Annotated in this window: 1 protein-coding gene; it reads left to right on the forward strand. The window is 36.7% G+C overall.

The features are described 5' to 3' along the window. The first annotated feature begins 24 nt into the window (after positions 1-24). Positions 25-804: a hypothetical protein gene (locus ACFEL9_RS26115; protein WP_385896353.1), complete on the forward strand. Its 780-nt coding sequence runs from the start codon at positions 25-27 to the stop codon at positions 802-804. Positions 805-1,026: the final 222 nt, after the last annotated feature.

The following is a 1,026-nucleotide window of genomic DNA, read 5'->3' on the forward strand; positions in this document are numbered from 1 at the left end:
TAAGGTGCAATAAATTGAGAACCCGTGAATTCAAAAATCTTTTTAATTCTGCTTTCCATCTTTCTTGTTCAGGTTTCTTTGGGACAGGAAATTAGCAAGCTCGACATTGTAAAATTCAAAATCAAGTCAATTACAACAATTGACGGCGACGGGAAAATTAAATACACCGAATTTTATGACGATAAAGGAAACTTCATTAAACAAGGTTCACCAAACGACAATAAACAGCTTCAGGTTGACAGAGAACTTTTCTATAACGACACCTCACAACTTATTGAGGAACGGACTTACACAAGTAGTGGCGACATAAATTCAACATCAAAGTATTACTATAACGACAAAAATCAACTTTCAAAAAAGGAATACATTCAGTTTGGTCAGGTTTCAGCTACATGGACTTTTGATTACGACGACAAAGGCAATAAAATATCTGAGACACAGATATCAGGTACTATGGGTAACTCAGTGACAAAGTATAAATATGACGACAAAGGTTTTCTAATTCAAGAAGATAAATCAAATAACACAATTGGTAAGGAAGAACGAGTTAACAATAAATACAACGTCGCCGGAAATATAATAGAAAAAAAGACAAAGGCTTATTACTTTAACACGACAATTACGTTGACATACTTTTATAATGACACAGGTAAGCTCACTAAACTTATTGAAAAATCTTCAAACGGGGTTTCATCAACAACATTATACGAGTACAATGACAAAGGTTTGTTGATAAGTGACACATGGGAAAGTTCATTAAGTAAAACGCCGCAAAAGACGACATATCAAATAAACTATGAGTGACTTTTACTGCACCTTACATGCAGTTTTGCGGCAGCGGGGGCGACGCAAAGCGTCGGTCATCACCTGTAATTCTATTTAGCGTTTGTACCGGCTGACATTTATCTATTAAGCTTTTGAATAAAATTTTATCTTTAGTAACACAGTTCAGCACTCGTCGCCAGGGGCGACGTAAAACAATTGCCCCGCCGACCGCAAAGCTGTGAACGTTCGACCGCAATGCCT

This window comes from Terrimonas alba, assembly GCF_042434975.1.
Classification (GTDB): Bacteria; Bacteroidota; Bacteroidia; order Chitinophagales; family Chitinophagaceae; genus Terrimonas_B; species Terrimonas_B alba.